The sequence below is a fragment of the Rhizobium sp. AQ_MP genome, from assembly GCF_014237835.1.
Lineage (GTDB): Bacteria > Pseudomonadota > Alphaproteobacteria > Rhizobiales > Rhizobiaceae > Allorhizobium.
The window spans coordinates 1-23,682 of the sequence record NZ_JACJVI010000026.1 but is presented as its reverse complement, the minus strand read 5'-3'; the positions used below and the strand labels follow the sequence as shown (position 1 = coordinate 23,682).

The window sequence follows — 23,682 nt, the reverse complement described above, 5'->3', positions numbered from 1 at the left end:
AAAAGCGCCGGCGGATCTCTCCGCCGGCGCCTATCCTGCAAACCCTGATAATCAGGCCGAGTAGTACATGTCGAATTCGACCGGATGCGGGGTCATTTCGAAGCGCATGACTTCCTGCATCTTCAACTCGATGAAGCTGTCGATCTGGTCGTCGTCGAAGACGCCGCCGGCGGTCAGGAACTTGCGATCCTTGTCGAGGCTCTCGAGTGCCTCGCGCAGCGAACCGCAGACGGTCGGGATCTTCTTCAGCTCCTTCGGCGGCAGGTCGTAGAGATCCTTGTCCATGGCCTTGCCCGGATGGATCTTGTTCTTGATGCCGTCGAGGCCGGCCATCAGCATGGCAGCAAAGGCGAGATAGGGGTTGGCGGTCGGATCCGGGAAGCGGACTTCGACGCGCTTGGCCTTCGGGTTGGAGCCGAACGGAATGCGGCACGAGGCCGAACGGTTGCGGGCCGAATAGGCGAGCAGAACCGGCGCTTCATAGCCCGGAACCAGACGCTTGTACGAGTTCGTCGACGGATTGGAGAAGGCGTTGATTGCCTTGGCATGCTTGATGATGCCGCCGATGAAGAACAGGCAGCTTTCCGAAAGGCCGGCATATTCGTCGCCAGCGAAGGTCGGCTTGCCGTCCTTCCAGATCGACATGTGCACGTGCATGCCCGAACCATTGTCGCCGAAGATCGGCTTCGGCATGAAGGTTGCCGTCTTGCCATAGGCGTTGGCGACCTGGTGGACGACATACTTGTAGATCTGCATCTTGTCGGCGTTGCGCACCAGCGCGTCGAACTTGATGCCGAGCTCGTGCTGGGCCGCTGCCACTTCGTGGTGGTGCTTTTCGACGACGACGCCCATTTCGCCGAGAACCGTCAGCATCTCGGAGCGCATGTCCTGCAGGCTGTCGATCGGCGGAACCGGGAAGTAGCCGCCCTTGACGCGCGGACGGTGGCCGAGGTTGCCGGTCTCGTAATCGGTGTCGTCGTTCGACGGCAGTTCGGTCGAGTCGAGCTTGAAGCCGGTGTTGTAGGGGTCGGCCTTGTACTTCACGTCGTCGAAGACGAAGAATTCGGCTTCCGGACCGACGAAAACGGTGTCACCGATGCCCGATGCCTTGAGATAGGCTTCGGCCTTTTTGGCGGTGCCGCGCGGGTCGCGGTTATAGGCTTCGCCGGAAACCGGATCCAGGATGTCGCAGAGGATGACCATCGTCGACTGGGCGAAGAAGGGGTCCATGTGTACGGTGGCCGGATCCGGCATCAGCACCATGTCGGACTCGTTGATGGCCTTCCAACCAGCGATCGAAGAACCGTCGAACATGACGCCATCGGCGAACATGTCTTCGTCGACGCAGGCGACATCCATCGTCACGTGCTGCAGCTTGCCCTTGGGATCGGTGAAGCGCAGGTCGACGAACTTGATGTCGTTGTCCTTGATCTGTTTCAGGATATCGTTTGCGGTCGTCATGTTTTTATGTTCCTCGCGTGAGCTGACGATTTGAACCCGACCTCCCTAGGTGTCGGATTCCAATTAGATGGCGTCGATGCCGGTTTCGCCGGTTCGGATGCGGACCACTTCTTCGACGTTCGAAACGAAGATTTTTCCGTCCCCGATACGGCCCGTCTGGGCTGCGTTGCGGATGGCGTCGATGACGGCTTCCACGTTTTCGTCTGCCAGTACTACTTCGACCTTCACCTTCGGCAGGAAGTCCACGACATACTCGGCGCCACGATAGAGCTCGGTATGGCCCTTCTGGCGACCGAAGCCCTTGGCTTCCGTCACGGTGATACCCTGCAAGCCGACTTCCTGAAGGGCTTCCTTCACTTCGTCGAGCTTGAAAGGCTTGATGATCGCTTCGATCTTTTTCATGAGAAAATTTCTCTCCGCTTCCTCAGTAAAGCAGGATGAGCCCCGCCCGCCGGGATGGATGCAGGGAACGTGCCAGTTTTTCGCGAAAATCGCGCAAAAACCGCCGCCTCCTCCGTCCGGCAGGGCAAATCTCCTCGAAATTGGCCGGAAAAGCCAGCCCGTTTTGTTCAAAATATCGATTCTAGCCAATCTTTTTTCGTGAACTGCCGCGCTGCTAAACGCCTGTGCTTCTTGCGCAATTTCGAATGGATCGGCGTGAAAAATAGGCAAATGCCCACATTATATGCATGAAGCGCTGCCTCAATTCGTGCAACATTGCGCAAACGGGGGAAACTGCACTAACGTCAGACCATGCGCAGTCTTAAAGCAAAGCCCGAGTTTCTGCTGACACCTGCCGCCATGGCGCGTGTCGACGGCGCTGCGGCGCGTTCCGGGATCGACAGTTATGGTCTGATGCTTAGAGCCGGTGAGGCGGTGGCGGCGGCGGCACTTCGCCTGTATCCCCAGGCGCTGCGCTATGTCGTGCTCTGCGGACCGGGAAACAACGGTGGCGATGGCTATATCGCCGCAACCGCACTATCGCGGAGCGGTGCGATCGTGGAGCTTTTCAGCCTCGGTGACGCTTCGGCATTGAAGGGCGACGCCGCACGGGCGAGGGCAGACTGCGAGCTTGCTGCCGGTGCCATCGAACTCTACGCTCCCATGCGAGGCGACGTCGTTGTCGACGCGCTGTTCGGCGCAGGCCTCAGCCGCGAACTTCCCGACGCCGCCCAGGCTGCTGTCCGCCTCATCACGGACGCCGATCTTCCGGTCATTGCCGTCGACCTGCCCTCGGGCATCGACGGTCTGACGGGCTCGGTGCGGGGCAAAGCATTCAGGGCCAGGCATACCGTCACCTTCATGACCCGAAAACCGGGTCACGTGCTTCTGCCGGGGCGCATGCATTGCGGTTCACTGGAGGTCTTCGACATCGGCATTCCCTGGCGGATCGTTGAGGCCGAAGCTTGCGCGCTGCACATCAATGACACCGCCATTTGGGCGGATCACACGCCCCGTGCCTCCGCCGAGGACCACAAGTATCGGCGCGGCCACCTGACCGTGCTGTCCGGTCCGGAGACCGCGACGGGTGCGGCCAGGCTGTCGGCGGAGGCGGCACTGATGGCAGGCGCTGGCATCGTGTCGCTTGCCTCGCCCGCCACGGCACTGGCCGTCAACGCCGCGCATCTGACCGCCGTCATGCTGACGCGCATCGATACGGCAAGCGATCTGGCGGTCTGGCTTTCGGACAGCCGGCGCACCACTTTCGTACTCGGCCCGGGCTTTGGCGATCTCGATCGCGCGCGCCAGTTCGCCATCATGATCGGTGAGGCCGGCGGCCGGCTCGTGCTCGACGCCGACGGTATTTCAGCCTTCAAGGGCAGGGCAGGTGAGCTGCAAAATGCTTTCGGCGGCAGCGATCAGCGGCTGGTCGTGACGCCGCATGAGGGCGAATTTGCAAGGCTTTTTCCCGAGATTGCAGCCGACATCGGAATGGGCAAGGTTGATAGAACTCTGGCCGCGGCATCAGCCCTGAGCGGCATCGTCGTCTACAAGGGCGCGGACACGGTCATTGCCTCACCCGACGGACGCGTCGCCATCGAGGAAACGGCGCCGCCCACCCTCGCAACGGCTGGGTCCGGCGATGTGCTCGCCGGCATCATCGGCGCCAGACTGGCAAACGGCCTGCCGGCCTTCGAGGCCGCCTGTGCCGGTGTCCATCAGCACGCGCAAGGGGGCCTCCGCGCCGGCCGCGCTCTCACCGCCGAAACACTGATCAACCACATCATGCCGGACTGACGGCAGGCATTGCCTAGACTTCCGCTGGCTGCACGAGACGGCTGCGACGCAGCAGGCCTTCACCTTCCAAAAGCGGATAGGCGATCGAGACGAACAACGAGTTGATCTCCTTCAGATCCCGCATCGTGTCGATATGCAGCGAGCTCGATTCGAAGCTTGCCGCATTGCCCTGGCGCAGACGCTGCAGATGGCTCTCCTCGCTGGTCTTGACCAGGTTGCGGATCGCCTCCTTGCGCGCGACAAGCTGCCGGGCATGTTCGAGATCGCGCGTCACGAGCAGGTTGAAGGCAAGATGGGCGTTCTGCACCACCTCGTTATGCATGGCGCAAAGCTCGGCCCAGCCTTCCGCCGAGAAGGCGACATTGCGTTCCTTCTTCTTGCGCGCCCGTGTCAGCATGTTCTGTGAGATGATATCCGCCGCCTGCTCGATCTTGATCGTCGCGCCGAGCAGGTTCTGGCATTGCGCAGCCGAGGTCTGGTCGAGGGCGGTCTCCGAAATGCGCGCCAGGTAAAACTTGATGTCGCGATGGATCGTGTCGATCTGGTCGTCGAGCGCCTCGATCCGCTGGTTCTTCTTCGGGTCCCAGCGCTCGAAAAGATCGAAGATTGCGTTGAGCATCACCTCGGTCTTGTCGCAGACGGCCAGAACCTCGCGCGTCGCATTGGAGATGGCCTGCTGCGGATTGCCAAGATCCATCACGTTGAGCGCCGATAGCCGGTCGTCATTGGCGGGGCGCTCCTCGCTGCGCGCCAGCACACGGTCCAGAAGACCGGCCACGAGGCCGGCAAAAGGCAGGCCGAGCACCAGCACGGCGCCGTTCATCGCCAGATGCACCAGGACCACCGCATCGCCCGGATGACTTGAAAAGACAGTGGGGCTAAGCGACAGGACGAATTGTCCGGCAAGCGCAATCAGCGTCATCAACCCGCGGATGACCACATTACCGAGCGGCACGATCCGCGCTTTCGGCTCGGCATTCTTCGTCAGCAGCGCGGCAATGATGGCCGCGCCGAAGTTGATGCCGAGGACCAGCGGGATGATCAAGGCATCGGGCAGAAGATGCTTGTCGGCCAGTGAGGCGACCAGCAGCACGGCCGCGACACTCGAATGGAAGGCCCAGGCAAGCAGCGCAGCCAGCGCAAAGGCGCTGATCCAGTCGCCTGCGAGATAGTTGAAGAGAACGGGCAGGATCCGGCTCTCGCGCAGCGGCTCGGACGCCTCGCCGATCAGGCGAAGCGACAGGAGAAGAAGGCCAAGCCCGAACAGGATCCGGCCGACCTGCCGCCAACCACGGGCTTCCGATGCCCGAAATGCAACCGTGCCGGCGAGCAGCAGGACGGGAACGAGAAGCGACAGGTCATAACGCAGGATGCGCACGACAAAGGCCGATCCGAAGTCTGCCCCGAGCAGTGTCGCAACGCCGATCGCCGGCGCCACGTACCCGGCGGCCGAAAAGGAAGCGACAATCAGGGCAACCGCCGTCGCGCTCTGCAGGGCAACCGCAAACAGGAACCCGGCAAACGCTGCGCTAAAGCGATGCCCCACCGCGAGCCGCAGCTTGTCCTTCAAAACGCCGCCATAGGCCCGCTCGATGCCCGTTCGCACCATGCGCGTCGCCCAAAGCAACAGCGCCACGGCTCCGGCAAGGTGGATGAAAACGGCAATACCTGACATCGAATGCGCCCCGATCCCTCAAATGTTGGACGTGCACGTCCAAAACGGGAAACATGCCGGCCCAGGCCCCGGCCTTGCCCGCGACTCTGCGACCGAGCCTAGTCCAGATTCGCCAGTGTCACAAATTGATGACCGTCAGCAGTCCGCGCGCGTCAACCGATCCGTGTCTGGAGCTCCCGGGCCCCGCGCGGCGCGTTGACCTTGCCGCCGGATATGAAGAAGGCAAACACCTCGCGCGGCGTCTTCTGGGCCCGCTGATCCTTCGCGATCAGCGGCAGGTCCTCCGGTACGCCTCCGTCCGCGTAGGATTTCAGCCGCCCCGCCCAGTGATCAAGCTCTTTCGGCGGATAGCAGGTCGGCGTCTCATCCGTCCCCCTTTGGAGGCGGGCATAGACGAAATCTGCAGTCGGATCGGCAAACATCGGATAGTCCTGATGGTCGGCGCAGACGGCCGTGACGGCGGAGCATCTCGATGAATTCCGGGACCTGAAAGCTCTCGTGCCGGGGCTCGACGACGTGTCGCAGTGGCAAGCCGTTGAGCGTCTTCGGCAGGAGCGCGAGAAACGCCTCGAAATCCTGAGCCTCGAACTTCTTGGTGCCCATGAACTGCCAGAGGACCGGGCCGAGATGCGGTCCCAGTTCCTCAATGCCCTGATGCAGGAACTTCTCGACCGATGGCCCGGCTTCGGCCAGGATCTTGCGGTTGGTGCAGAACCGGCTGGCCTTCAATGAAAACACGAAACCATCCGGCACTTCCGAGGCCCATTTGGCAAAGGTCGCCGGCTTCTGGCTGGAATAATAGGTCCCGTTCACTTCGATTGCCGTCATCTGGCGGCTGGCATATTCGAGCTGCCGCTTCTTCGGCAGATCGGAGGGATAGAAGCTGTCGTCCCAAGGATCGAAAGTCCAACCGCCGATGCCCGTGCGGATAGTGCCTAATTTGGTCATAAAATGCCTCCCATTGCAGTTAGCTAGATGATTAGCTGATATGAAAACAAGCTGGAGCAAACGATGACAGTCGTCACCATCCACAAGGCCAAGACGGAACTCTCCAAACTTCTCGCCCGCGTCGAAGCCGGTGAGGAGATTGTCATCGCGCGCGGCGACGAGCCGATCGCGAAATTGGTGCCTCTCGCCTCGACGGAAAAGAGGAATCTGCCACGAAAGCCCGGCGCATTGGCCCATCTGAGAGACACGTTGCCGCCCGATCTCTTCCTTGAGCCCATGGCCGAGGGCGAAATCGACGCTTGGGAAGGCAAATACTCGTTTCCGGGCGATAACGGAAAGTGAGATATCTGCTAGATACGCACACCTTGGTCTGGTGGCTGTTGGATGATATCCGGCTTAGCCACAAGGCAAGGGCAGCGATCGCCGACGCAGATAACGAAATTCTTGCAAGCGCTGTCTCGGCATTCGAGGTGACGATGAAACATCGGCTCGGAAAATGGCCGGAAGCACAGCCCATCTGCGCAGGCTTCATCAAACTCATCACCAATGAACGCTTTGGCCTTCTCTCCATCCAGACGCTACATGCCCTCCAGGCTGGCCGGTTGGCTGGAGAACACAAGGATCCGTTCGACCGCCTATTGGCCGCCCAGGCCATACACGAAGACCTGATCATCGTCAGCACAGGCAGTGTCTTCGACACCTTCGGCGTGCAACGCCTCTGGTAGGGACCGGCGGATCACTCCGCCGCCTGCACCTTCTTGACCGGGCGCCGCTGCAACAGCTCCTTGAGGAATTGCCCCGTATAGGAGGCCTCAACCTTGACCACCTCTTCCGGCGTTCCCTGGGCGACGATCTGGCCGCCGCCATCACCGCCTTCGGGGCCGAAGTCGAGGATGTAGTCGGCGGTCTTGATGACCTCGAGATTGTGCTCGATGACCACGACGCTGTTCCCTTGATTGACCAGTTCCTGCAGCATTTCCAGAAGCTTGGCGACGTCGTGGAAATGCAGGCCGGTGGTCGGCTCATCGAGGATGTAGAGCGTCCGGCCGGTCGAGCGTTTCGACAGTTCCTTGGCAAGCTTGACGCGCTGCGCCTCACCACCCGAAAGCGTGTTCGCCTGCTGGCCGACCTTGATATAGCCAAGACCGACATCGTAAAGCGCCTGCAGCTTGTCACGCACCGCCGGTACCGCCTGGAAGAATTCGACCCCTTCCTCGACCGTCATGTCGAGCACGTCGGCAATCGACTTGCCCTTGAAGGTGACGTCGAGCGTCTCGCGATTGTAGCGCTTGCCGTGGCAGACATCGCACGTGACATAGACATCCGGCAGGAAGTGCATCTCGATCTTGATCACGCCATCGCCCTGGCAGGCCTCGCAGCGGCCGCCCTTGACGTTGAACGAGAAGCGCCCCGCCTGATAGCCGCGGGCCTTGGCTTCCGGCAGGCCGGTGAACCAGTCGCGGATCGGCGTGAAGGCACCGGTATAGGTGGCAGGGTTGGAGCGCGGCGTGCGTCCGATCGGCGATTGGTCGATGTCGATCACCTTGTCGATGAACTCAAAGCCGTCGATGCGTTCATGCTCGGCGGGATTTTCGCGTGCACCCATGACGCGGCGGGCCGCCGCCTTGTAGAGCGTCTCGATCAGGAAGGTGGACTTGCCGCCGCCCGAAACGCCCGTCACGGCCGTGAACACGCCAAGCGGGATCGAGGCTGTGACATTCTTCAGATTGTTGCCCTTGGCGCCGACCACCTTGATCTGCTGGCCCTTCTTCGGCTTGCGTCGCTGGGAGGGAACGCTCACACCCAGTTCGCCGGTCAGGTACTTGCCCGTCAGCGATTTCGGATTGGCCATGATCTCCTGCGGCGTGCCCTTGGCCACCACCTGACCACCATGAATGCCGGCCGCCGGACCGATGTCGACTACATAATCGGCTGTCAGGATCGCATCCTCGTCATGTTCGACGACGATCACGGTGTTGCCGATGTCGCGCAGGTGTTTCAGCGTGTCGAGAAGCCGCGCATTGTCGCGCTGATGCAGGCCGATAGACGGCTCGTCCAGAACGTAGAGCACCCCTGTCAGGCCCGAGCCGATCTGCGACGCCAGACGAATGCGCTGGCTCTCGCCGCCCGACAGCGTGCCGGAATTGCGCGACATCGAGAGATAATCGAGGCCGACATCGTTGAGGAAGCGCAGGCGCTCGCGGATTTCCTTGAGGATGCGGACAGCGATCTCGTTCTGCTTGTCGGTAAGCTTGGCCGGCAGGTCCTCGAACCACGAACCTGCATTCCGGATCGCCATGTCGGTCACCTGGCCGATATGCAGCCCGTTGATCTTCACCGCCAGCGCCTCCGGCTTCAGGCGGAAGCCATTGCAGGCCGGGCAGGGGGCCGCCGACATGAAGCGCTCGATCTCCTCGCGCGCCCAGGCGCTGTCGGTCTCTTTCCAGCGCCGCTCGAGGTTCGGCACGATGCCCTCGAAGGTCTTGGTCGTGGTGTAGGACCGCGCGCCATCGGCATAGTGGAAGTCGATCTTCTCTTCCGTCCCGTGCAGGATTGCCTTCTGCGCGGCCTCGGAAAGCTCCGACCACTTCGAAGTCAGCTTGAAGCCGAAGGCCTTGCCCAGCGCTTCGAGCGTCTGATTGTAATAAGGCGAGCTGGACTTGGCCCAGGGCGCAATCGCCCCGTCATTCAGCTTGCGATGCACTTCCGGCACGATGAGTGCCTCATCGATCTTCTGCTGCGAGCCAAGGCCGTCACAGGTCGGGCAGGCACCGAAGGGATTGTTGAAGGAGAACAGGCGGGGCTCGATTTCCGGAATGGTGAAGCCGGAGACCGGGCAGGCGAATTTTTCCGAAAACAGCACGCGCTCATGCGTCTCGTTCAGCGACTTGTTCGCCGAACCACCGGCTGAGGTTTCCTCTGCTGGCAGCGGCTTGTCGGCGAATTCCGCGACAGCGAGGCCATCCGCGAGCCTCAGGCACGTCTCCAGGCTGTCTGCCAGACGGCTTGCAATATCGGAGCGCACCACGACGCGGTCGACCACCACGTCGATGTCGTGCTTGTATTTCTTGTCGAGCGTCGGGGCCTCGGCGATCTCATAGAACTGCCCGTCGATCTTGACGCGCTGGAAGCCCTTTTTCATCAGTTCGGCGAGTTCCTTTTTGTACTCGCCCTTGCGGCCGCGGATCATCGGCGCGAGGATGTAAAGGCGCGTTCCTTCCTCGTAGGCAAGGATGCGGTCGACCATCTGGCTGACCGTCTGGCTTTCGATCGGCAGGCCCGTCGCTGGCGAATAGGGCACGCCGACACGCGCAAACAGAAGACGCATGTAGTCGTAGATTTCGGTGACCGTGCCGACCGTCGAGCGCGGGTTGCGCGAGGTCGTCTTCTGCTCGATCGAGATCGCCGGCGACAGACCCTCGATCTGGTCGACGTCAGGCTTCTGCATCATTTCCAGGAACTGCCGCGCATAGGCCGACAGGCTTTCGACATAGCGGCGCTGTCCCTCGGCATAGATCGTGTCGAACGCAAGCGACGACTTGCCGGAGCCGGAAAGCCCGGTCATCACGATCAGGCTGTTGCGCGGCAGATCGAGGTCGATGCCCTTCAGATTGTGCTCGCGCGCGCCACGGATGGAAATGGTCTTGAGTTCGCTCATGTCAGGCTCTGATCGGCAAAGGGAAGGGGACTGTCCTTGGGAGAACTGTCCTTATGTAGTCAACGCAGCCCATGAGTCGAGGCACAAGGGGCCGCCGCAGTGCAATTTCGATTCTGTTGACAGGATCATAGGGAAATACTAGAACAAATAAAGAACATTTTTCAGGGGCCCACATTCTGTGGATTACCCGGTCGCCGCGCCCATTCGTGCGAGCGATTGGGGTAAGGTGCAAATTGATTGAAGTTTGAACGCCGCGGCGGCGCGGCAGTAAGGTGAGTGTCATGGCTGGTAGCGTCAACAAGGTCATTCTGATCGGCAATCTCGGTGCCGATCCCGAAATCCGCCGGACCCAGGACGGTCGTCCGATCGCCAACCTGCGCATCGCGACCTCGGAAACCTGGCGCGACAAGAACAGCGGCGAGCGCAAGGAAAAGACCGAATGGCATTCGGTCGTCATTTTCAATGAAGGCCTGTGCAAGGTTGCCGAACAATATCTGAAGAAGGGCTCGACGGTTTACGTCGAGGGCCAGCTGCAGACCCGCAAGTGGCAGGACCAGAGCGGCGCGGACCGCTATTCGACGGAAGTGGTCCTCCAGGGCTTCAACGGCAACCTGACCATGCTCGGCGGTCGCGGTGATGGCGGCGGCGCCTCGCGTGGCGGCAACGACTTCGGCGGCGACAGCTACGGCGGCGGCGGTTATGACGGCGGCTACGGGTCGCCGGCCCCTTCGCGCGGCGGTTCTTCCGGTGGCGCAAGCCGCGGCGGCAGCGCTCCCTCGGGCGGCTTCTCGCGCGATCTCGACGACGACATCCCGTTCTGAGAGCTCTCCGAGCGGCAAGGATTGATGGGGGCTTCGGTCCCCATTTTCATTTGCTGATTCAGCAAACTCAGTGCGCCGATGTGAGAATTAGCTGATTGCCGAATTGCCTTATCGTCGGGGCGAGGTCGTCAGCCCGCAAAGGCGGACTTTACTCCGTCGACCACGAACTGCACCGAAAGAGCCGCCAGCAGGACGCCGAGAAGGCGGGTCAAAAGCGCCCGGCCGGTGACGCCGAGGAAACGGTTCAGCCGCTCGGCCAGATAGAGCGAGACGAAAACCAGGCCGAGCACCACGGCGATCACGGCGACAAGCTGCGCCTTGCCGACCCAGCCGTCCATGGTGCCGGAGATCAGCACGGTTGCGGAGATCGCGCCGGGGCCGGCAATCAGCGGGATTGCCAGTGGGAAGACCGCGAGATTGTGGATGTGATCCTTGGTGATCGCGTCGCCCGTGGTCTTCTCCTTCCGCTCGTTGCGCTTTTCGAAGATCATCTCGAAGGCGATCGCAAACAGCATCAGGCCGCCGGCGATGCGGAAGGCACCCATGGAGATGCCGAGGGCACCGAGAATGCTGGCGCCGAACAGCGCAAACACCGTCAGGATGGCGAACCCCATGACCGAGCCGCGCACGGCCACTTGCTGACGCTGCGCGCGGGTCATGCCCTGGGTGAGGCCGAGGAAGAGCGGCGCAAGTCCCGGCGGATCGACGGTGACCAGCAGGGTGGTGAAGGCGCTGATCATCGTTTCGGTAATCGCCATGGTTCAACTTTCTCCTGTGCAGGCGCCCATAAAGCCGAAGCAATGGTAGGCTTGCAAGCGGAGCGCCCAAGATATTGAGGGAAATGCCTTTCCGGCGCCGCAAAAGCCTGTTTATAACCGGCCGCAAAATTGGCGCTTTCACGCCGGTTCCGCTATAAAATTCCCAGTGATTCCGAACAGAGATCGTGACCTGATTTGACTGAGCAAAGCACTCCCGGCGGCGGCAAGTTTCCGTCCGACATCGAGCCGATTTCCATCATGGAGGAAATGCAGCGGTCGTATCTCGATTACGCCATGAGCGTCATCGTGAGCCGCGCGCTGCCTGACGTGCGCGACGGCCTGAAGCCGGTGCACCGCCGCATCCTCTACGGCATGAACGAGCTCGGCCTCGACTGGAACAAGAAATACGTGAAAAGCGCCCGCGTCACCGGTGACGTGATGGGTAAGTATCATCCGCATGGTGATGCCGCGATCTACGACGCGCTGGCCCGCATGGCACAGGACTGGTCGTTGCGCATGCCGCTGATCGACGGTCAGGGCAATTTCGGCTCTGTCGACGGTGACCCGCCGGCGGCCCAGCGTTACACGGAATGCCGTCTGCAGAAGGTCGCCCATGCGCTGCTCGACGACCTCGACAAGGAAACCGTCGATTTCCGCGACAACTACGACGGCACCATGTCGGAGCCGGTCGTCGTTCCCGCGAAATTCCCGAACCTGCTGGTCAACGGCGCCGGCGGCATCGCCGTCGGCATGGCGACCAACATCCCGCCGCACAATCTGACCGAAGTCCTCGACGGCTGCACGGCGCTCATCGACAATCCGGCGATCGAACTGCCGGAGCTGATGCAGATCATCCCGGGTCCCGATTTCCCGACCGGCGCGATGATTCTCGGCCGCTCGGGTATCAAGTCGGCCTATGAGACCGGCCGCGGCTCTGTCGTCATGCGCGGCGTTGCCCGTGTCGAGCCGATGCGCGGCGATCGCGAACAGATCATCATCACCGAGATCCCCTACCAGGTGAACAAGGCGACGATGATCGAGAAGATGGCCGAACTGGTGCGCGAAAAGCGCATCGAGGGCATCTCCGACCTGCGCGACGAATCCGACCGTGAAGGCTACCGCGTCGTCATCGAGCTGAAGCGCGATGCCAATGCCGATGTCATCCTGAACCAGCTCTATCGCTACACCCCGCTGCAGACCTCCTTCGGCTGCAACATGGTGGCGCTGAACGGTGGCAAGCCGGAACATCTGACGCTGCTGGACATGCTGCGCGCCTTCGTCGCCTTCCGCGAGGATGTCGTCAGTCGCCGCACCAAGTATCTGCTGCGCAAGGCCCGCGAACGGGCCCATGTTTTGGTCGGTCTGGCAATTGCCGTTGCAAATATCGATGAAGTCATCGCGCTGATCCGCAATGCGCCGGATCCGGCAACTGCCCGCGAACAGCTGATGACGCGCCGCTGGCCGGCCCATGACGTCGAGGCGCTGATCCGCCTGATCGACGATCCGCGCCATCGCATCAACGATGACCTGACCTACAATCTCTCCGAAGAGCAGGCGCGCGCCATCCTTGAGCTGCGTCTCGCCCGCCTGACGGCCCTTGGCCGTGATGAAATCGACGAGGAATTGAACAAGATCGGCGCCGAAATCGCGGATTACCTCGATATCCTGTCGTCGCGCATTCGCATCCAGCAGATCGTCAAGGACGAGTTCAAGGCGATCCGTGACGAATTCGGCACCCCGCGCCGCACCCAGATCGTTGATGGCGGTCCGGATATGGACGACGAGGACCTGATCGCCCGCGAAGACATGGTCGTCACGGTGTCCCATGCCGGCTACATCAAGCGCGTGCCGCTGACCACCTATCGCGCCCAGCGTCGTGGCGGCAAGGGCCGTTCGGGCATGGCCATGAAGGACGAGGATTTCGCAACCCGTCTCTTCGTTGCCAACACCCACACGCCGGTGCTGTTCTTCTCCTCGCGCGGCATCGTCTACAAGGAAAAGGTCTGGCGCCTGCCGATCGGCACCCCGACGTCGCGCGGCAAGGCGATGATCAACATGTTCCCGCTGGAGCCCGGCGAGCGCATCACCTCGATCATGCCGCTGCCCGAGGACGAGGCGAGCTGGGAAAACCTCGACGTCATGTTCTCGACGACCCGTGGTACGGTTCGCCGCAACAAGCTCTCCGATTTCATCCAGGTCAACCGCAACGGCAAGATCGCGATGAAGCTCGAGGAAGAGGGTGACGAAATCCTCGGCGTCGAAACCTGCACCGAGCATGATGACGTGCTGCTGACGACGGCGCTTGGCCAGGCAATCCGATTCCCGGTCGATGAAGTGCGCGTCTTTGCCGGGCGCAATTCGATCGGTGTCCGTGGTCTGACGCTCGCCGATGGCGACCGCCTGATCTCGATGACGATCCTGGCGCATGTCGAGGCAGAACCGTGGCAGCGTGCGGCCTATCTCAAGCGTTCCGCCGCCGAGCGCCGCGCCATGGGCGTCGACGAAGACGATATCGCGCTCGTCGGTGAAGAGGTCACCGAAGAGGGGCAGCTCGACGACGCAACGTACGAAATGATGAAGAGGAGCGAACAGTTCGTACTCACGGTCTCGGAAAAGGGCTTCGGCAAGCGGTCTTCGTCCTACGACTTCCGCACCTCGGGCCGAGGCGGCAAGGGTATTCGCGCCACCGACACCTCGAAGACGGCGGAGATCGGCGAACTCGTCGCAGCCTTCCCGGTCGAGGACACCGACCAGCTGATGCTGGTCTCCGACGGTGGCCAGCTGATCCGCGTGCCGGTCAACGGCATCCGCATCGCAAGCCGCGCCACCAAGGGTGTTACGATCTTCTCCACCGCCAAGGATGAAAAGGTCGTGTCCGTCGAGCGCATCACGGAACCGGAAGGTGACGATGAGGTGACGGAAGCGGCTGAAGGGGCCGAAGGCGAGGGCGCTGCAGCACCCGCTCCGGAAGCCGGTGGCGAAGCACCGACGGAATGAATGTGAACCGGCCCGCAAGGGCCGGTTTTCGTATGGAGACATCAACAAACGGAAAGCCCGCGGGACTTGGTCCGAGCGGGCTTTTTGCTGGAGGTCTGCATCAAGTTTGATGCGGTCTTGTTTGGGCCGGCGTGTGGATCCACCGACTGTGACCGCTTGGGATCGGTCTCAGAAGGCCTTGCGGCGCTCCATCATGGCCCGGAAATCGTCATTCTCGCGCTTGAGAGCCGTGATCGTCGAAACGACAGAGGCCACAAACATGCCACTGATCAGAGCGGCAAGAACCGTAAGCGTCAGAAACATGGCCTTTCCTTTCTCTTATTCAGCGTGATCGAGCGTTTCTAGCGGCGAGAATTTGAAATCCGATTAATGGCCGAAGCTGTGGTAGCGAGCGGTCATCGGAGGACCGTAGAAAGCAGCGTCACTGCTGTCCTTGATGTAAAAGGTTGCGGAGGTGGCAACCATGGCAGTCATCATCATCATCCATACGAGGTTGATCAGGGTAACCTTGTCATGCATTGCTTTAGTCCTTTGAATGCCGGCATTCGCAGCCGTAAAATGCTTGCGTGCGAAAATAGTTCCCGCACAGTGTAGGAAGATGTTTACCAAGCACCGCCTGAAGTCCTCTTGAACGCCTCGTTCATCTGCGGTTCATCTTCGTGACGAAATTGCGACGCTTCGATCAGGTCGCGTGCCACCATCAGTCCGAGTTCAACGAGAAGCGATGCAGCAATGGCGGTGGCGATCAGAAGAACGAGCATGGGAACGTCCTGAAGGTGTTTGGGTTCTGTTGATGCTTCAGGAATAGATGAACGCGTCTGAAGCCGTCTTGAATACTGCGTTCATCTGTCGTTCAGCGGCCTGGACAGGCGTGAGCGCTGGCAAAAGCGTGACGAAGGGCGCACCGTTGGGTGCTTGCGATATCCCGGCTTCCGTGACAAAAGGCGGGCGAAACCAAAACATGGGTTCTCATGGCGACCGCTTTTTATCCTGGCTCTTTCGATCCGATGACCAACGGCCACCTGGACGTTCTCGTCCAGGCGTTGAACATCGTTGATCGCTTGGTGGTCGCCATCGGCACTCATCCCGGCAAGACGCCGCTCTTTTCCTTCGAACAGCGTGCCGATCTCATCCGCGCCTGCCTGACGGACGTCCTGCCCGGCCGGGCAGGGGACCTGGAAGTCGTGTCCTTTGCCGATCTCGCTGTCGATGCCGCCCGCCGCCATGGCGCCCGCATCATGGTGCGTGGCCTGCGCGACGGGACAGATTTCGACTACGAAATGCAGCTTGCCGGCATGAACGCCCAGATGGCGCCGGAACTGCAGACCGTGTTCCTGCCGGCCGCCACCGCCTCGCGGCCCATTACCGCCACATTGGTCCGCCAGATCGCCGCCATGGGCGGAGATGTCAGCGCCTTCGTGCCGGCCCCGGTGCTGGCCGCCCTCAATTCCAGATACGGCCGCTGAGCCGCAATATCCAAACGGGAGTGATCATGAAGCTCGTCCAACTCGCAACCGCATTCGTGCTGGCCATCGCCGGCTTCGGCGCCGCTCAGGCCCAGTCCAATGAGGACTTCCTGACCATCCAGCTGAAGGACGGCCCGGTCGTGATCCAGCTGGCGCCGGATGTCGCGCCGAAGCATGTCGCCCAGATCAAGGAACTCGCGGCCAAGGGTGAATATGACAACGTTGCCTTCCACCGCGTGATCGAGGGCTTCATGGCCCAGACCGGCGACGTCCAGTTCGGCGACATGGAGAACGGCTTCGAACCGGGTCGCGCCGGCACGGGTGGCTCGAGCCTGCCGGATCTGCCCGCCGAGTTTTCGGACAAGCCCTTCGTCCGCGGAACGGTCGGCATGGCCCGCAGCCAGGATCCGAACTCCGCCAATTCGCAGTTCTTCATCATGTTCGCCGATGGTGGCTTCCTCAACGGCCAGTACACGGTCGTCGGCCAGGTTGTCGCCGGCATGGAATATGTCGACAAGATCAAGCGTGGCGAAGGCGGCAACGGCGAAGTCACCGATCCCGACCGCATGGTCAAGGTCACCGTCGGTCGCAACTGATATCAAAAGGGCTGATAGCCCCAATTCAAGGAGAACTCCCATGGCCGAGATCAAGGATCCGGAAAACACCATCCTGATGGAAACCACCAAGGGCAAGGTCGTGATTGCGCTCTTCCCGGATCTGGCCCCCGGCCATGTCGCCCGCATCAAGGAACTGTCGCGCGAAGGCGCCTATGACGGCGTCGTCTTCCACCGCGTCATCGCCGACTTCATGGCGCAGACCGGCGACGTCAAGTTCGGCAAGAAGGGCGGCTCGGACTTCAACCCTGGCCGTGCCGGCATGGGTGGCTCGGAAAAGCCGGACCTGAAGGCTGAATTCTCGGCCACCCCGCATGTCCGCGGCACCTGCTCCATGGCCCGTTCGCAAAACCCGAACTCGGCGAACTCTCAGTTCTTCATCTGCTTCACGGATGCACCCTGGCTGAACAAGCAGTATTCCGTCTGGGGTCAGGTCATCGAGGGCATGGACGTCATCGACCAGATCAAAAAGGGCGAGCCAGTTGCCGATCCCGACTCGATCGTCTCGATGAAGGTTGCTGCCGACGCCTGATCGGCTTCTTCTACGGAAGCCCGCCTCGGTGCACGGCACCCGGGCGGGTTTTCGCGTTTAGACCCGCCAAGCCAGCTTTGATGGAAAGCGATGCGTGTAGATCTCTTCGACTTCGACCTGCCGGAAGAAAACATTGCGCTCAGGCCCGCAAGCCCGCGTGACCATGCACGATTCCTGGTGGTGCGCCCGAATGGCGACCCGGTTCTCGAAGACCATCATGTCTATGACCTCGCCTCCTTCCTGAAGCCCGGTGATGCATTGGTGTTCAACGACACCAAGGTCATTCCGGCCCAGCTCGAAGGCATCCGCCACCGTGAGGGCGCCGAGGAGATCGCCGTCTCCTGCACACTGCACATGCGGGTGGGTGCCTCCAGATGGAAGGCCTTTGCCAAACCCGGCAAACGCATCAAGCAGGGTGATCGCATCGATTTCGGTGTGGGGCAGGGCGATAGTGCCGCCTGTCTCATGGGTTCGCTAGTCGCAACGGTCGCTGAGAAGGGAGAGGCTGGCGAAATCGAATTGGCCTTCGACCTCTCCGGTCCCGACCTCGATCAGGCGATTGCCACCGTCGGCCATATCCCGCTTCCGCCCTACATCGCCGCCAAGCGGCCGGAAGACGAGAAAGATCGCGCCGACTACCAGACCATTTACGCTCGCGAGGAAGGCGCCGTTGCGGCCCCGACCGCCGGCCTGCATTTCACGCCCGACCTCTTTGCCAAACTCGACGCCGCCGGCATCGAGCGCCATTTTGTGACCCTGCATGTCGGCGCAGGCACCTTCCTCCCGGTCAAGGCCGACGATACCGCCGAGCACAAGATGCACGAGGAAATCGGCTATATCTCGCCGTCGACGTCGGCCGCTCTCAACGCTGTTCGTGCTCGCGGAAACCGGATCATCGCCGTCGGCACCACCTCGCTGCGCCTCTTGGAGAGTGCTGCCGAAGACACCGGCCACATCCCCGCCTGGTCGGGTGCGACCGGCATCTTCATCACGCCCGGCTACCGCTTCAAGGCAGTCGACATGCTGATGACCAATTTCCACCTGCCCAAATCCACACTGTTCATGCTGGTATCCGCCTTTTCCGGCCTCGATACGATGCGTGCGGCCTATGCCCACGCCATCGAGACCGGCTACCGATTCTATTCCTACGGCGATTCCAGCCTGCTCTTCCGGAAAGACGACTGACCGATGACCGAGAATTTCACGTTCAATCTGAAGGCCGTAAGCGGCAAGGCTCGCTTGGGCGAGATCACCATGCCGCGCGGTACGATCCGCACCCCGGCCTTCATGCCCGTCGGCACCGTCGGCACGGTCAAGGCCATGTATCTCGATCAGGTCAGGGAAGGCGGCGCCGACATCATCCTCGGCAACACCTATCACCTGATGCTGCGCCCCGGTCCCGAACGCGTCGCCCGCCTCGGCGGCCTGCATGAGCTGATCCGCTGGCCAGGCCCGATCCTGACCGACAGCGGCGGTTTCCAGGTCATGTCGCTGTCCGGCCTGCGCAAGCTCGACGAGCAGGGCGTGACCTTCAAGAGCCATGTCGATGGTAGCTTGCACCACATGTCGCCGGAACGCTCGATCGAGATCCAGGGCCTGCTCGACAGCGACATCCAGATGCAGCTCGACGAGTGTGTGGCGCTCCCCGCCGAACCGCGCGAGATCGAGCGCGCCATGGAACTGTCGCTGCGCTGGGCCGAGCGCTGCCGCGTCGCCTTCGGGACTCAGCCGGGCAAGGCGATGTTCGGCATTGTCCAGGGCGGCGACCAGCCCAATCTGCGCATCCGCTCGGCGGAAGGCCTGAAGCAGCTCGATCTCAAGGGTTATGCGGTTGGAGGCCTGGCTGTCGGCGAACCGCAAGCCGTCATGCTCGATATGCTGCGCATCACGCTGCCCGTCCTTCCGACCGAGAAGCCGCGCTACCTGATGGGTGTCGGCACACCCGACGACATTCTGAAGTCTGTCGCCGAAGGCATCGACATGTTCGACTGCGTCATGCCGACTCGCTCCGGTCGCCATGGCCTGGCCTTCACCCGCCGCGGCAAGGTCAATATCCGCAATGCCCGCCATGCTGAGGACATGCGCCCGCTCGACGAACAGTCGAACTGCCCGGCGACCCGCGATTACTCACGCGCCTATCTGCACCACCTCGTGCGCTCCAACGAGGCGCTCGGCGGTATGCTGCTCTCCTGGAACAACCTCTCCTACTATCAGGAACTGATGCAGGGTATCCGCCAGGCGATTGCCGAAGACCGCTTCGAGGACTTCAAGGCCGAGACCATCGAGACGTGGAACCGCGGCGACATCGACCCGGTCTGACCGAAGGCGGAAGGGCAGGGCGCTGAGATCGCCCTACCTTGCGATCAGATACCCTGACTGTTCGTCTCGCGCTTCATGCGCACGCCATTGATCGCGAATTGCCCGTTCCGCTGGCGCTTGAGCTCGTAATAGACGGCCCAGTCCTTGCCATCGGGCGCCGAGATCAGAACCTCCTGGTAGGCAACGGTGCCGTCGGGCGAGACCTGGTTGCGCCCGAAGGCATAATTGCCGGGTCGATAGACCGGACCATAGCTCTTCTTCACCATCTCGAAGAAGCGCTCCGCATTGGGAAACACCGACTTGATCTCCGGCGAGGCAAAGGAATAGGCGGTCGTGGCATCGTCGTTGAGGAAGGCGGTGATCTGCTGTTCGATCACGTCCTTGGCGAGGCCCGCAGCCTCGCTCGTCACATCTTGCTGGGCGAAGGTCGGCGCTGCCATCAGGCTGACCATGAGAGACAGGGCAATTCCAATCCGCATGCGCATCATCATCCCCTTGTTTCAGAAACTCCGAAATAAAAGGATAGGACGATTCGCGCCGTCGGAAAGACCTCATGATGGTTTGATGTCGTTCATCGCGATATCGTGAGCAAAACCTGGTGGTTTGGTCAGGTGCGGGCTGGACAAGGTATGGGCGAAGCCGCTTAAAGCACGGAGACCCTGAGTTGGCTGCAACGTTGCCGGCGGCAGCGATGGGTGCCCCTGCGACTGTAAGATGAGGAGCCTTAAAATGATCGATGACCTGCTCGACCGGATGACACTTGAGGAGCAGGTTTCCCTGCTCGCCGGCGCCGATTTCTGGACGACGGTCGCAGTCGAGCGGCTCGGCATTCCGAAGATCAAGGTCACCGACGGCCCGAATGGCGCACGCGGCGGTGGGTCGCTGGTCGGTGGCGTCAAATCCGCATGCTTCCCCGCGGCAATTGGCATTGGCGCGAGCTGGAACCCGGACCTCGTCCGCGACATGGGCGTGGCACTCGCCGAAGAGGCGAAGACCAAGAGCGCCCGCGTGCTGCTCGCACCGACCGTCAATATCCACCGCTCCGGCCTCAACGGCCGCAATTTCGAATGCTATTCCGAAGACCCGATGCTGACCTCGGCGCTTGCCGTCGCCTATGTCGACGGCGTTCAGTCGCAGGGCATCGCCGCCACGATCAAGCACTTCGTTGCCAACGACAGCGAAGTCGAGCGCCAGACCATGTCGTCGGATCTCGACGAGCGCACGCTGCGCGAAATCTACCTGCCGCCCTTCGAGGCGGCGGTCAAACAGGCCGGCGTCTGGGCGATCATGTCCTCCTACAACCGCCTCAACGGCGTCTGGACCAGCGAAAACCACTGGCTCTTGACCGAACTCCTGCGCGAGGAATGGGGCTATGACGGCATCGTCATGTCCGACTGGTTCGGCTCACACACGACGGAAGCCTCCGTCATCGCTGGGCTCGATCTCGAAATGCCGGGTCCCACCCGCTATCGGGGCGAGAAGCTGGTTGCTGCCGTCCGTGAGGGCAGGGTGCCCGCGGACACCGTCAAGGCCGCCGCTCGCCGCGTTCTCCTGCTGCTCGAGCGCGTCGGTGCCTTCTCCGATCCGACCATGGAGGACGAGAAGGCGATCGACCGCCCCGAGCACCGCGCGCTCATTCGCAAGCTCGGCGCTGACGGCACGGTGCTTCTGAAGAATGACGGTATCCTGCCGCTCGACAAAACTGCCCTTGACCGTATCGCAGTCCTCGGGCCCAATGCCGCCGAACCGCGCGTCATGGGTGGCGGCAGCGCCCAGATCAATGCCCATTACAAGGTGAGCCCGCTCGAGGGCATCCGCGATGCGCTCTCGGGCACCAACCGGGTCATTCATCTGAACGCCTGCCGCAACAACCGTCTGACTCAGATGATCCGCGGCGAGGTCTCGGTCGACTTCTTCCGGGGCCGTGACTGGTCAGGGCCGGTCGTGCAGCGTTCCACGGCGGAGGAAAGCCAGTTCTTCTGGCTCGACATGCCGGATGCCTCTTTGAACCCGCGGGACTTCTCTGCCCGCATCACCACGCGCTTCCGCCCGGAGGAGACGGGCGCCCATGTCTTCGGCCTGACCAATGCGGGTTTCGCCAAGCTCTATGTCGACGGCGAACTCCTGGTCGATGGCGAAACCGGCTGGGCGAAGGGCGACAATTTCTTCGGCCTCGGTAACACTGAAGTGCGGGTCGAGAAGGCGCTCGAAGCCGGCCGAACCTACGAGGTTCGTGTCGACTACCGCGCCATGCCGGAGGGCTACGAAGGCATCGAGATCCGCGCGGTGCGCTTCGGAGCCGAACTGCCGACCTCGGATGCTCAGATTGCAGAGGCCGTCGAACAGGCCAGGGCCTGCGACGTCGCGGTTCTGTTCGTCGGTCGGGAAGGGGAGTGGGATACCGAAGGCCTCGACCTGCCCGACATGCGCCTTCCCGGTCGACAGGAGGAACTGATCGAGAAGGTCGCCGCCGTCAATCCGCGCACCGTGGTGGTGCTGCAGACCGGCGGTCCCGTAGAAATGCCCTGGCTCGACAAGGTCTCGGCGGTCCTCGAGGCCTGGTATCCGGGCCAGGAAGCCGGCAATGCCATCGCCGACGTGCTCTTCGGCGATGCCGAGCCCGGCGGCCGCCTGCCGCAGACGTTCCCGCAGCGTCTCGCCGACAATTCCGCCATCACGGGCGATCCGAAAACCTATCCCGGCAAGGACGGCCATGTCGTCTACGCGGAAGGCCTTGCGGTCGGCTATCGCCATCACGATGCAGATGGCGCAAAGCCGCTCTTTCCCTTTGGTTATGGCCTCTCCTATACCCGTTTCGACTGGTCAGCCCCGCGCGCATCCAGTCTCGACATGGGGCCTGCGGGCGTTGCCATCGAACTGGATGTGACGAACACCGGCGACCGGGCAGGGGCAGAACTGGTGCAGTTCTATGTCAAGCCGAAGGCGTCGCGCCTGCCGCGTCCGGTGAAGGAACTCAAGGCCTTCGCCAAGCTACATATCGCAGCCGGCGAGACGGCTACGGCAAGGCTCGCAATCCAGGTCCGTGACCTCGCCTATTTCGATCCGGATGCCCGCGCCTGGATTGCCGAAGCGGGCGACTATGAGCTCGTCATTGCCGCGAACGCCGAGGACATCCGTGCCACGTTGCCGCTGACCTTGGCCAGCGAATGGCGGGAAGGGGTCTCGGCGCCGCCTCTGCCTGCCGTCATCGACTGACGCGCTGCGGCGGAGGTCTTCGGGCCTCCGCCATCTCTTGCCGTGCCGTGAAATTCCATTAGAAGGCTAGAATGTCTTCGAAACCGCAACGGATCCCTTGAGCATGCGCCTCTTCCTCGGATCCGATTTTCACGTCGATTACCGGCAGAATCTCGACTGGTTGCGTGCACTGTCGCGCGCCGACTTCACCGATGACGTCCTGATCGTTGCCGGCGATCTCTCGGACGAACTCGATCTGGTCAAAACCTGTTTTGATGAACTCGTGCCGCGTTATCGCAAGCTTCTGTTCCTGCCGGGCAATCACGATCTCTGGACGGCGAGAAGCGGGAAGGGACCGTCCTTCGAGAAATTCGAGACCCTGAACGCGCTCTGCCACGGCTACGGCATCGAAACCCGACCCGTAGCCTTCGGCAAGACCCTGCTTGCACCGCTGCTCGGCTGGTATGACTATTCCTTCGGCGAGCCCGGCCCAACCATCCGTCGCGGCTGGATGGACTTTTACAAATGCAACTGGGACGGCCTCACACCCGCCGAGGTCGCGGCCCGTTTCGACGCCATGAATGTGATGCCGGACACATCGGGGTTCGACGCCGTCTACAGCGTCTCGCATTTCGTACCGCGCATCGACCTGATGCCGGCGCGCTATCCGGAGAAGCACAAGGCGCTGTTTCCGGTGTTGGGCACAGACCGTCTGGAGCGCCGCATCCGCTCGCTCGGTTCGACCAAGCATTTCTACGGTCACAGCCATCTCAACCGCAACAAGGCAATAGATGGCGTCACCTACATCAACAATGCATTCGGCTATCCCAAGGAAACAGAGATCTCGGCCAAGACCATCCTGCATGTCGCGGATCTCTAGGAGACGGGGAGCGTGCAGATCGAGCTCCACGAACCTATAGACAATGTCAAAGCTGGTTAGAGACGCGTGCTCACTAGCCACTTAGAAACGCGACACTAACACTGCCGATCAGCCCCGATC

At 61.8% G+C, this 23,682-nt stretch carries 22 protein-coding genes and 1 pseudogene; 12 read left to right on the top strand and 11 right to left on the bottom strand.

Features of this window, described 5'->3' with window-relative positions:
- Positions 1-51: 51 nt before the first annotated feature.
- Both glnA and H6M51_RS23035 read right to left on the bottom strand, forming a co-directional pair.
- Positions 52-1,461: a type I glutamate--ammonia ligase gene (glnA, locus tag H6M51_RS23040; protein ID WP_162547896.1), complete on the bottom strand. Its 1,410-nt coding sequence runs from the start codon at positions 1,459-1,461 to the stop codon at positions 52-54.
- Between the two features lie 63 nt (positions 1,462-1,524).
- Positions 1,525-1,863 (bottom strand): P-II family nitrogen regulator, encoded by a 339-nt coding sequence (locus H6M51_RS23035; RefSeq protein ID WP_006727717.1) that lies wholly within the window; start codon positions 1,861-1,863, stop codon positions 1,525-1,527.
- Positions 1,864-2,214: 351 nt separating this feature from the next.
- Here H6M51_RS23035 and H6M51_RS23030 point away from each other — a divergent pair, with 351 nt between their 5' ends.
- Positions 2,215-3,699 carry an NAD(P)H-hydrate dehydratase gene (locus tag H6M51_RS23030; protein ID WP_185812144.1) on the top strand — a complete coding sequence of 495 codons (1,485 nt, stop codon included), beginning with the start codon at positions 2,215-2,217 and terminating at the stop codon, positions 3,697-3,699.
- A 13-nt stretch (positions 3,700-3,712) separates the two neighbouring features.
- Here H6M51_RS23030 and H6M51_RS23025 read toward each other — a convergent pair whose 3' ends face one another.
- Positions 3,713-5,374, bottom strand: coding sequence for a Na/Pi cotransporter family protein (locus H6M51_RS23025; protein ID WP_185812143.1), 1,662 nt, complete (start codon positions 5,372-5,374; stop codon positions 3,713-3,715).
- A gap of 152 nt (positions 5,375-5,526) precedes the next feature.
- Positions 5,527-6,322, bottom strand: a pseudogene (locus H6M51_RS23020) (DUF72 domain-containing protein).
- 63 nt (positions 6,323-6,385) lie between these two features.
- Between H6M51_RS23020 and H6M51_RS23015 the strand changes: the two are divergent.
- A complete protein-coding gene (locus tag H6M51_RS23015) occupies positions 6,386-6,664 on the top strand; it encodes a type II toxin-antitoxin system Phd/YefM family antitoxin (protein WP_185812142.1) in 279 nt (92 codons plus the stop codon).
- Positions 6,661-7,047, top strand: coding sequence for a type II toxin-antitoxin system VapC family toxin (locus H6M51_RS23010; protein WP_185812141.1), 387 nt, complete (start codon positions 6,661-6,663; stop codon positions 7,045-7,047). Before H6M51_RS23015 ends, H6M51_RS23010 begins: the two co-directional genes overlap by 4 nt.
- An 11-nt stretch (positions 7,048-7,058) precedes the next feature.
- Here the strand turns inward: H6M51_RS23010 and uvrA are convergent, their stop codons facing one another.
- Positions 7,059-9,980, bottom strand: a complete 2,922-nt coding sequence (gene uvrA, locus H6M51_RS23005; RefSeq protein ID WP_185812140.1) for an excinuclease ABC subunit UvrA — start codon at positions 9,978-9,980, stop codon at positions 7,059-7,061.
- A gap of 281 nt (positions 9,981-10,261) precedes the next feature.
- Between uvrA and H6M51_RS23000 the strand changes: the two genes are divergently transcribed.
- Entirely contained in the window at positions 10,262-10,801 is a 540-nt protein-coding gene (locus H6M51_RS23000; RefSeq protein WP_185812139.1) for a single-stranded DNA-binding protein, read from the top strand.
- Between the two features lie 128 nt (positions 10,802-10,929).
- On the opposite strand, the gene H6M51_RS22995 is transcribed toward H6M51_RS23000, so the two are convergent.
- Positions 10,930-11,559, bottom strand: coding sequence for a MarC family protein (locus H6M51_RS22995; protein WP_185812138.1), 630 nt, complete (start codon positions 11,557-11,559; stop codon positions 10,930-10,932).
- A 195-nt stretch (positions 11,560-11,754) separates the two neighbouring features.
- Between H6M51_RS22995 and gyrA the strand changes: the two genes are divergently transcribed.
- A complete protein-coding gene (gene gyrA / locus H6M51_RS22990; RefSeq protein WP_185812137.1) occupies positions 11,755-14,556 on the top strand; it encodes a DNA gyrase subunit A in 2,802 nt (933 codons plus the stop codon).
- Positions 14,557-14,724: 168 nt separating this feature from the next.
- Here gyrA and H6M51_RS24910 read toward each other — a convergent pair whose 3' ends face one another.
- From H6M51_RS24910 to H6M51_RS22975, 4 genes are all read right to left on the bottom strand, one after another.
- A complete protein-coding gene (locus tag H6M51_RS24910; protein ID WP_281418986.1) occupies positions 14,725-14,859 on the bottom strand; it encodes a hypothetical protein in 135 nt (44 codons plus the stop codon).
- A gap of 63 nt (positions 14,860-14,922) precedes the next feature.
- Entirely contained in the window at positions 14,923-15,075 is a 153-nt protein-coding gene (locus H6M51_RS22985) for a hypothetical protein (RefSeq protein ID WP_153762199.1), read from the bottom strand.
- Between the two features lie 83 nt (positions 15,076-15,158).
- Positions 15,159-15,317, bottom strand: a complete 159-nt coding sequence (locus H6M51_RS22980) for a hypothetical protein (RefSeq protein WP_162547907.1) — start codon at positions 15,315-15,317, stop codon at positions 15,159-15,161.
- A gap of 37 nt (positions 15,318-15,354) precedes the next feature.
- Positions 15,355-15,519, bottom strand: coding sequence for a hypothetical protein (locus H6M51_RS22975; RefSeq protein WP_185812136.1), 165 nt, complete (start codon positions 15,517-15,519; stop codon positions 15,355-15,357).
- An 8-nt stretch (positions 15,520-15,527) separates the two neighbouring features.
- Between H6M51_RS22975 and coaD the strand changes: the two genes are divergently transcribed.
- The 5 genes from coaD to tgt all read left to right on the top strand — a co-directional run bounded on the left by coaD (position 15,528) and on the right by tgt (position 19,487).
- The gene (coaD, locus tag H6M51_RS22970) at positions 15,528-16,022 is read left to right on the top strand and encodes a pantetheine-phosphate adenylyltransferase (RefSeq protein ID WP_162547909.1); all 495 of its coding nucleotides are present in this window, start codon (positions 15,528-15,530) and stop codon (positions 16,020-16,022) included.
- Positions 16,023-16,048: 26 nt separating this feature from the next.
- Entirely contained in the window at positions 16,049-16,618 is a 570-nt protein-coding gene (locus tag H6M51_RS22965; protein WP_162547910.1) for a peptidylprolyl isomerase, read from the top strand.
- A 40-nt stretch (positions 16,619-16,658) separates the two neighbouring features.
- Positions 16,659-17,168, top strand: coding sequence for a peptidylprolyl isomerase (locus H6M51_RS22960; protein WP_185812135.1), 510 nt, complete (start codon positions 16,659-16,661; stop codon positions 17,166-17,168).
- A 90-nt stretch (positions 17,169-17,258) separates the two neighbouring features.
- Entirely contained in the window at positions 17,259-18,353 is a 1,095-nt protein-coding gene (queA, locus tag H6M51_RS22955; RefSeq protein WP_162547912.1) for a tRNA preQ1(34) S-adenosylmethionine ribosyltransferase-isomerase QueA, read from the top strand.
- Between the two features lie 3 nt (positions 18,354-18,356).
- Positions 18,357-19,487, top strand: a complete 1,131-nt coding sequence (tgt, locus tag H6M51_RS22950; RefSeq protein WP_185812134.1) for a tRNA guanosine(34) transglycosylase Tgt — start codon at positions 18,357-18,359, stop codon at positions 19,485-19,487.
- A 44-nt stretch (positions 19,488-19,531) separates the two neighbouring features.
- Here tgt and H6M51_RS22945 read toward each other — a convergent pair whose 3' ends face one another.
- Positions 19,532-19,972 carry a DUF4864 domain-containing protein gene (locus H6M51_RS22945; RefSeq protein WP_246780655.1) on the bottom strand — a complete coding sequence of 147 codons (441 nt, stop codon included), beginning with the start codon at positions 19,970-19,972 and terminating at the stop codon, positions 19,532-19,534.
- Positions 19,973-20,216: 244 nt separating this feature from the next.
- Here H6M51_RS22945 and H6M51_RS22940 point away from each other — a divergent pair, with 244 nt between their 5' ends.
- Both H6M51_RS22940 and H6M51_RS22935 read left to right on the top strand, forming a co-directional pair.
- A complete protein-coding gene (locus H6M51_RS22940) occupies positions 20,217-22,703 on the top strand; it encodes a glycoside hydrolase family 3 C-terminal domain-containing protein (protein WP_185812133.1) in 2,487 nt (828 codons plus the stop codon).
- 103 nt (positions 22,704-22,806) lie between these two features.
- Positions 22,807-23,562 carry a metallophosphoesterase gene (locus H6M51_RS22935; RefSeq protein WP_185812132.1) on the top strand — a complete coding sequence of 252 codons (756 nt, stop codon included), beginning with the start codon at positions 22,807-22,809 and terminating at the stop codon, positions 23,560-23,562.
- Positions 23,563-23,682: the final 120 nt, after the last annotated feature.

Bases quoted from the DNA above. Each gene is read 5' to 3' on its own strand.
- glnA (WP_162547896.1), bottom strand. From the start codon at position 1,461: ATGACGACCGCAAACGATATCCTGAAACAGATCAAGGACAACGACATC.
- H6M51_RS23035 (WP_006727717.1), bottom strand. From the start codon at position 1,863: ATGAAAAAGATCGAAGCGATCATCAAGCCTTTCAAGCTCGACGAAGTG.
- H6M51_RS23030 (WP_185812144.1), top strand. From the start codon at position 2,215: ATGCGCAGTCTTAAAGCAAAGCCCGAGTTTCTGCTGACACCTGCCGCC.
- H6M51_RS23025 (WP_185812143.1), bottom strand. From the start codon at position 5,374: ATGTCAGGTATTGCCGTTTTCATCCACCTTGCCGGAGCCGTGGCGCTG.
- H6M51_RS23015 (WP_185812142.1), top strand. From the start codon at position 6,386: ATGACAGTCGTCACCATCCACAAGGCCAAGACGGAACTCTCCAAACTT.
- uvrA (WP_185812140.1), bottom strand. From the start codon at position 9,980: ATGAGCGAACTCAAGACCATTTCCATCCGTGGCGCGCGCGAGCACAAT.
- H6M51_RS23000 (WP_185812139.1), top strand. From the start codon at position 10,262: ATGGCTGGTAGCGTCAACAAGGTCATTCTGATCGGCAATCTCGGTGCC.
- H6M51_RS22995 (WP_185812138.1), bottom strand. From the start codon at position 11,559: ATGGCGATTACCGAAACGATGATCAGCGCCTTCACCACCCTGCTGGTC.
- H6M51_RS24910 (WP_281418986.1), bottom strand. From the start codon at position 14,859: ATGTTTCTGACGCTTACGGTTCTTGCCGCTCTGATCAGTGGCATGTTT.
- H6M51_RS22985 (WP_153762199.1), bottom strand. From the start codon at position 15,075: ATGCATGACAAGGTTACCCTGATCAACCTCGTATGGATGATGATGATG.
- H6M51_RS22980 (WP_162547907.1), bottom strand. From the start codon at position 15,317: ATGCTCGTTCTTCTGATCGCCACCGCCATTGCTGCATCGCTTCTCGTT.
- H6M51_RS22975 (WP_185812136.1), bottom strand. From the start codon at position 15,519: ATGTTTTGGTTTCGCCCGCCTTTTGTCACGGAAGCCGGGATATCGCAA.
- coaD (WP_162547909.1), top strand. From the start codon at position 15,528: ATGGCGACCGCTTTTTATCCTGGCTCTTTCGATCCGATGACCAACGGC.
- H6M51_RS22965 (WP_162547910.1), top strand. From the start codon at position 16,049: ATGAAGCTCGTCCAACTCGCAACCGCATTCGTGCTGGCCATCGCCGGC.
- H6M51_RS22960 (WP_185812135.1), top strand. From the start codon at position 16,659: ATGGCCGAGATCAAGGATCCGGAAAACACCATCCTGATGGAAACCACC.
- queA (WP_162547912.1), top strand. From the start codon at position 17,259: ATGCGTGTAGATCTCTTCGACTTCGACCTGCCGGAAGAAAACATTGCG.
- tgt (WP_185812134.1), top strand. From the start codon at position 18,357: ATGACCGAGAATTTCACGTTCAATCTGAAGGCCGTAAGCGGCAAGGCT.
- H6M51_RS22945 (WP_246780655.1), bottom strand. From the start codon at position 19,972: ATGCGCATGCGGATTGGAATTGCCCTGTCTCTCATGGTCAGCCTGATG.
- H6M51_RS22940 (WP_185812133.1), top strand. From the start codon at position 20,217: ATGATCGATGACCTGCTCGACCGGATGACACTTGAGGAGCAGGTTTCC.
- H6M51_RS22935 (WP_185812132.1), top strand. From the start codon at position 22,807: ATGCGCCTCTTCCTCGGATCCGATTTTCACGTCGATTACCGGCAGAAT.